The 8,446-nt window shown below is 35.7% G+C and carries 1 protein-coding gene and 1 pseudogene; both read right to left on the reverse strand.

Annotated features, from left to right (window positions below; genetic code table 11):
- Window positions 1-7,015, reverse strand: a 7,015-nt coding sequence (locus K8B81_RS20650) for a beta strand repeat-containing protein (RefSeq protein ID WP_223683426.1), incomplete at its 3' end; no start/stop codon positions are given.
- A gap of 138 nt (window positions 7,016-7,153) precedes the next feature.
- Window positions 7,154-8,446: pseudogene (locus tag K8B81_RS20655) on the reverse strand (PorP/SprF family type IX secretion system membrane protein); the annotation flags it as partial.

Here is an 8,446-nt window from a genome sequence, read left to right on the forward strand (position 1 = left end):
TACCTGTAGCACCGCCAATACTATAGCTCAATGGAGCAAGACTTGTCGATGATGGCGTAGCGGTAATAGTAAAGCCACTGCCTGAACCTGTACACTGGTTGTCTACTGATACAGTTAATGATGGGGTGCCGTCAGGTGTGATATTAACTGTTCTTTTTGCAGTACATCCATTTGCATCTTTTACATAAATATCCCAAGCCAAATTCGCTCCTGAATTTGTATCAATCGTGAAAACTGAACCTGAAGCATATGCTGATGTAGGAACTGTAGATGGGTTTATCGCATATGCATAAGTATATGCCGGTGTACCGCCTGTAGCAGTTACCGTTATTTGTGAATTGTCATTATTGCAATTTATATTGGTACCAACAGCATTTGTAATAGATAATACTGCTGATGGCTGTGTAAGCGTAACGCTATAAGTAGCCGGGCATTTTGTCTTAATATCGGTTACTGTAATGGTATAACTACCCGCAGATAAATTATTCAAATTAACGGTACTTGCTGTTTGGTTAGTCTTAGAATCAACTGTTGTATTTGCTGAGTTTCTAACAACATAATCGTAACCACTTGTACTAACTCCTGAAACTGTAAACTGAATATTACCTGTACCTCCATAACATGAAATTGGTGCAGTAACAGAGCCACCGGCAACAATAGCAGGAATTCCGCTAATGGTATATGGTTTTGTAAATGTACAATTCGTTTGGGTATCTGTAGCCTGGAAAATATAATTCCCTGCAGCTAAACCTTGGAAATTTCCAGTTGAATTTGGGGTTGCATTGTATCCTGAAGGACCTGAAATAATTTGATAATTAATTGGATTTGACACACCTGTTTTAACAGCAGTAATAGTAACCTTACCTCCTACCGGTGTGGTTGAACAGTCATAACCATTATCTGTAATTATTATATCTGTAATCGGTTCTAATGTTCCAATAGTAAATGATAATGGTCCAAATTGACAACCATTAGCATCCTTGATATATGCAGTTACTGTTCCCGCAACTGAAGTAGAATAAGTATTGGTGTTCGTAAAATTAGAAGTTCCATTAAAACTATATTGATAAGACCCTGAACCTCCTGTTGCTGTTACGGTTACTACTGCAGCAACAGTACCAGACGTACTACATCTTAACTGAGTACCATTAATACTTCCATCAACAGCTGAAGGGTTTATAATAGTAACATTACTTACAGCAGATTCACAACCTTTACTGTCGATTACTTTAATATTATAAGTACCCGCTGCTAGGCCAGTAAACTGGTTTGTTGACTGAGTCGTATAGGTAGCCGCAGAACTTAATTTAATCGCATAAGTATAAACAGTGGTAGCACCATTGGAAGCCGTAACCGTAATAGTACCATCGTTAGCGTTATAACAAGTAATGTCTGTTTTATTAGTTGTTAAGGTTGGTGTTGTTTTTGGAGAAACTACTATAGTATTACTCGTTGCAGTACAGCCTTTGCTGTCTGTAACTGTAAATACATAATTTCCTGCCTGACCAGCCGTATATGGGAAAGAATTAACTGCTGTAGAGGCACCTCCATTACGGGATACAGTGTAAGTATAAGGTATACCATAACCTCCGGATACAACTGTTGTAATAGAACCATCGACCAAGCAAGTTAAATCCTGAGTCAAAGTTGCACTCAATTGCAATTGTGGTGCAATAATAATATTCGAAATTGTTGCTGTACAATTATTACTATCTGTAACTACAATTGTATGCGTTCCAGGTGCAACATTATTGAACGTATTAGTTGTAATTGGAGCATTATTATCTAATTTATAAGTATAAGGGCCTACTCCTCCAGTTACACTAACAACTAAACTAGCAGGATTAGATGGTGTGTAACACCAGTCTGTTGCAGCAGCTAAAGTTGCAGTTGGTGCAGTTGGATTTGTAATTGTTATTGGTGCAGATGGCTGAGACAAACAATCATTTGCATCTTTTACCTGAACTTTATAAGTTCCCTGAGCTACATTAGAAAAAGTTTTATTCGCTTGAAATGGAACTACAACAATTCCCGAAGAATTACTCAATTGATACTGGTAACTTCCTGTTCCACCTGTAACAGTAGTAACTGTAATAGTTCCTGCTGTTGTACAAGTCGGATTTGTTTTATCTACCAGAACAATAAATATTGCCTGAGGCGCTTTAATTTCTGAGTCAAATGAAAAACTACATGTTTTAGGATCATTATTATTTTCATTTCTTACAATCACTTTATATAATCCTACACCTAAGCCAGGAATAATTACAGGTGAAGTTGTCGAATTCCTCCAATTTAAACCGTTATCAATAGAATAGTAAAATCCTGTGGATGTATTAAAATTATTTGCAGTAATAGTAATACTTCCATCATTTGAAGTACTACATTTTGCATCCTGAATTCCAGGAGTTGGAACATTAAAAGCGCCATTTGTATTAATAACAACCGGAATTTCTATTTCGTTTCCACAGGCTTTTGGAATCTGATAAACAAGAATGTCATCTACGGCCAAATCATTTCCATTAATTACTTGACTATTAGATATGATTTGGAATTCCAAAGAAGTATTATTGCCTGGATTTAATTTAAAAATATTTCCTCCAGCTAAATCAGTCGAAGAATGCCATTTTTCATCTCTCGGAATACTTGGCATTACCTGAGATGCAATCACTTGTGTTCCTTTTACTAATTGAATTGTTAATTGAGGAGATTCAAGATTATTCGTTATTTTTAGTAAATTAGTCATAAACAATGACACATTAATGTCCTGATCAGGAATAACGTCATTAATTGTTTTACTGTATAAAACTGCTCCTTTCGGAATTTTATCACCAATATTTACCGCAAGAAACCTACCACCTGTAACTGAAGGAGTGTTATTTAATACAGCAGTATGGTCTTTCGGTAACCACCAATTAAAATCAGGTCCATGATCAGGGAGCAATGCACTCGTTACTACGTAATCTCCATCATTCATTAACCATGGATGCCAATCAGAGAGGCTACAAGTTGCGAATGCCATCGTATTACCGTCCTGTTTTTCCCAACAATAAGCTGAATTAATACCTGGCGATTGAGTATCTCCCCCTCTTCCAAAGTCTTCCTGCAATAAATTACTATAAGTAGAAACAGTTTGTACGTTATATTTTACAATAACAGTATGAGTTCCAGCAGGAACATTTTGAAATACATTACTTGTTATTGGAGTATTTGCAACAGGTGCAGCTGAACCCGTTTTCATGTAATACTCATAAGTATAGGTAGTACCATTACTAGTTGTTGGAGTATTTACTACAACAGTAGCAGTAGCTGACCCATCACAATTATATATAGGAGTAATATTATTATCGATGGACGGATCCTCTGGTTTAGGATCTAAAATAACATTGTATGGAATTTTATAAAAACATCCGTTATTATCTCTTACACGTAGATCATAGGGAACGGTTGAGGAAACAACATACTTCTGAGGAGAAGTTTGCCAGGTTACACCACCATCAAAACTATATTGGTAAGGTGCTACGCCTCCCTCTACATTTGTAAATCTTATCAATCCAGTTGGCTGACCTGCCTGTAAAGGTCCGCAACCTGCCAATTCAGCAACACCTGCAGAAGCAGTTACTGATGAAGTTGGCCCTGTAATCGTAATTAGCTGCGCCGGGTCAAAACAATCTTTTGTTTCTGTATAAGGCCAATTAGTAATTGGGTATGTAACGCTATATTTTACAATAACATTATAATTACCTGGCTGTAAATTTGAAAAAACAGGGCTGGTTTGGTAAGTTGCTCCATTATTAATACTATAGCCCATAGTGTAACCTGTAGTTGGGCTTGTCAGGTTAATTCTTATCTCAGCGGGATCTTCATAACAATTACTATTGGTATGTGAAACTGTGTAAGTCGGCTTTGGATTATTTGGAACATTAATTGTAACTGTTTTTTCACAGTTGCCGTCAACTACTCTAATGGTATAAAGACCTGGTGTTGGAGCATCAATTTCTTTAGAATTCTGAAAAGTAGCAGAGCCATTTACAAAATATGAATACGTTTTCCAATCCGGATCTGTAGTTATCAGAATTTTTCCAGGTCCACAATCCGTTAAAGGTTTTATAATAGATGGTACCGCTTTTATTTCACTAGCAGGAGTATTTATGCCAACATAATTATTATTATAAGTACATCCATCCTCTGTTCTTACTGTAAAAGAATATCCTCCTGAATCCAAATTACTAAAAAGGTAATCTGCATTGGTAACCGGGCCTACTTTTTGAACTGAAGTTCCATTTTTAAAAAGTTCATAGTAATACTGCCCTCTTACACCAGAAGTGTTTAACTTGATACTTCCTTTATCACCATAACAAATTGGTTGCGTTACAATTGTTTCAACATCTAACTTTCTGTCTAAAATATCAACAGAAACTTCGAATATACAAGGATTTGTTGTAACGTTTTTTTGTTTAATATATACTGTATAACGTCCAGGATTATTTATTGGAGAGAAAATATTACTGTCCTGATAAGTTCCGTTTTTTGTTAAACTATACTCATATCCGGCTGGAACACCATTAACGGCAATTCTTCCTTTAGTGTTACAATAAATATCATTATACGTTATAGTTGGATTTAACTCATTTTTATATACGTTGAAATAAAACTGATTAAAGCAAGTATTATTTTGATACCTGATTGTCAAACGGTATTGACCTTTTGTATCTGCCCTGTAGTCAGGACCTGAGCCTACAGGCTTCCAGGTACATAATGTATTTTCGTTAGCACATTTATCATTTGCAACTGCTGAACAACTGGTTTCATCCAGCTTTTCCCAAACAATTGTAATTCCTGTACCTAATATACCTGTTTTAATGTCCCTAAAATCAGCTGCGCCACATAAAAATAAATTAGGCAAAAATTTACCTGTATCCGGACATTGCGTAATATTTCCAGCATATGGAGCCCTTGCATATGGCAATACCGGATTTTCCATTAATCCGTTAGGAAGTGATACGGTAAATTTTTCTTCTATTGACAAACAAGGTGCAAGTGCAGTATTTTTCACATAATATATTCCTTCCTTTACAACTGTTAATGTCTGTCCAGTTCCAATTACTGGCGTTCCTGTTGGACTTGTTGACCAGGAATAACTGCTGTATCCGTTAGCTGCTTTAATTTGAATACTAGTTCCACATAAAACTTCGTTTTTTTCAAATTTACAATCGTCAACATCCACTAAAAAGTTTGTAGATTGCGGAATACCAATGTTACAATTTGTATAAGAATCTAAACTCTTATCACCAAAGACTCCTTTATTATACTCACCCGAATAATTTGAAAGTGCAGTATTCTGAATAATATTAGAACACACATCACTTATTTCACTACAAGATTCTACAACTTTAACTTTAAGTCTAATAGTATATCTTGGATCCCCTATTTCTACAAACTCTTTCGGAATAGTAAATGTAATCGTACGGGTTGCAGCATCATAAGTATGTGTTACTTTATATGTTACACCACTTATAACTATATCTGCTGGTAAAGAAACAATATCAGCAGGATAGTTAAATTTAGTGTTTATAGGCAGAACATCTGTTATAGTAAAATTGGTAGCATTATCATTACCCTGATTTTGAAACCCGATTAAATAATTTAACTCCTTACCTAAAGTTACATCCTTATTACCCATGTTGGTAGGAGGGTTTGTAGAATAATCAAAAACCTCTTTGGTTAATGTTATCTTTGGTTCAATTATATCAACTGCAAAAGTCGTTACAAATGCACCAAACCCATCCCCATTTGTTGTTAATCTTAAAGTTGCTGCATTTTCCTCATTTGGAATAACACTATTTAATGGATTAGGGACAATAACATTGTCAATATCAAATCCCATAGTATTGGTACTATTAGGATTTCTGTTTAATATATGTGCACCATTGTTAGAAATTGTCGCATTAAAGAAATTTGTATCAGGGTTTACCGCATCACTAATCCTAGTAAAAGGAGTTGCAGCCGGCAACGAACTTGACTTAATCTGAAAACTATCTCCTGTTAACTGGTTATCCCCTTCAAGTGCTCCAACGCCTATTTTAGCATTAACTGGAAAGCCAAGAGGTAATGTTTGAAAACCATTAACAGGAAAATCAATAGATGGAAGATATCCCGCACCAGAATCAGGATTAACTCCGGCATACCCGTCAAAAACAGATATAAACTTGCTTGATAATGTAGGACTTTCATAAACCACAACTAAAGTCCATCCTCCTGCTCCTCCTCCATTTCTTTTACCTCTGGAAGCTCTTACATTTGCAACAGTATATGTACCGTCAGCATTCGCTAAGCCCTGGAGTAGTGTTGTCACATTTTTAAAACATACATATGGCGAGTCTTTAAATGAATTTTGAACATTTGTATAGTTATATCCATCAAAGATAACTTCATCTGCAGTAATATTCTGATATCCACCAACAGGTAATTTAAACTTAATATTTTTCCAGTCTTCAATTCGTTTGGAACCATCATATTTAGTTCCGGTATTAGTACTTCTTTCATATGGGTAAATTGCTGACCAGTATAACCCGGCAAAAACAATTTTTTTACAAGAATTATTTATCAGTAAATCTGCTGAAGTAGAGCTAAAAGTACTACCATCATTATCAATATCTGAATATTCGATAAAATAATCATTATTGTTTCCGTTTCCATTAAAAGGAACATTAGCTTCACTAGTAAGGGTAGCTAAATTTGTAACTGTACCAGTATAGGTTACTCCGTTTTGAGGAGCTGAAGGAGAAAATCTTGGAGAAGTATTGACCCTGTTTACAACAGTATTGCCAATTAAAACAACATCTCCTTTTACTTTTATGCTTCCACCAGAAAGTCTTGGAGAAAAAGCTTTTCCTAATTGCGCATTAGCTGATATACAACTTAAGCACAATAATACTGCAATTATAAAAGAATAATAGGATTGCTTTGCAATCATCTTTACATCTTTTACATCTTTAAAAGTAGTAGGTTTTTTCATGGTATTTACTTTTTTTGGGGCTTACTTTTATAATCTAAGGGGCTTTAGAAAATAAAGTCTTGGCGCTTTAAAAATATTTTTTTTTGTTAGTCCTTCTTAAAATTAAGAAGGACTTCATTCCTTATTCCTATTCTGTTATTAATTTTCAACTTTTACAATAACCATCTTGCTATTATAAGGTTTGTTTCCTTTTGCTTCTAATGCTTTAGTTGCTCCGGATAAATCTTCATGTTTTTCGTAATAGATATAATATTTACTTGTCGTCACATTATAAAAGAAATTAACATCTGATCGTCCTGCTGCTACAGCTTTTGTCAAAAATTCATCTCGTTTTTCAACGCTGCTATGAACTGCAATAATTAGATAATATCCACTATCAGAATTTTTAATATTCTTAATAATCTGCATGTTTGACTGATCTTCACCAAAATCAAAATCGCTTTCTGTTAATGGCGTACTGCTTATTTTTGTTGTCTCTTTTATACGTTTAAGAGCCGCAAGATCCTGTGCATATCTCCCTTCATCATTTTCATAAGCCGCACGTTTAATTCTACGTTTTTTCTCAATTTCAGTCTCAGTCTTAATACGCTCTAAATTTGCAATTAAGGCTATATTATCTTGTTCCGCTTTTATTTGAGCTGCTTTTAATTCGTTGATTTTTTCTAAATAAGCCCTGTTTAAAGCGTCATTTTTATTAGGAACTTTTTTAAGTCTTTCGTTATATAAATTTGTCAAATTAGCTATCGCATCCTTTTGAGCCCTGTTCGCATCAGCTATTTGACTTCTTAAAGATTCTATCTGAGCATTTTCAGCACTAACACTCTTAAATGGTTTAGGTTCTTTATAGATTCCTTTTTCACTCAAATCATTTTCCTCCTTCATATCATTCAGATCTTTTTGCTTGTTAGCAACAGTCGCGTTAAACTGAGCAATTAAATCTGATTGCGCTTTACCTGAATTTTCAACCAAATGAGTTAAGTTATCAAGCTCTTTTGCAGTTTCATCTTTTTGAGCTGCGGCGGCTAATGCATCTGCATCGGCTTTTGCTTTGGCATCGGCAGCAAGTTTTGCCTGTAGTGCTTCTGCATCGGCTTTCGCTTTAGCTTCGGCAGCAAGTTTTGCCTGTAGTGCTTCTGCATCGGCTTTCGCTTTAGCTTCGGCAGCAAGTTTTGCCTGTAGTGCTTCTGCATCGGCTTTCGCTTTAGCTTCGGCAGCAAGTTTTGCCTGTAGTGCTTCTGCATCGGCTTTTGCTTTGGCTTCAGCTGCAAGTTTTGCCTGAAGTGCTTCTGCATCGGCTTTCGCTTTAGCTTCGGCAGCTAGTTTTGCCTGTAGTGCTTCTGCCTCAGCTTTCGCTTTCGCTTCAGCTGCAAGTTTTGCCTGAAGTGCTTCTGCATCGGCTTTCGCTTTAGCATCGGCAGCTAGTTTTGCCTG

It is taken from the genome of Flavobacterium hibisci, from assembly GCF_020026925.1.
In the GTDB taxonomy this organism is placed as follows: domain Bacteria; phylum Bacteroidota; class Bacteroidia; order Flavobacteriales; family Flavobacteriaceae; genus Flavobacterium; species Flavobacterium hibisci.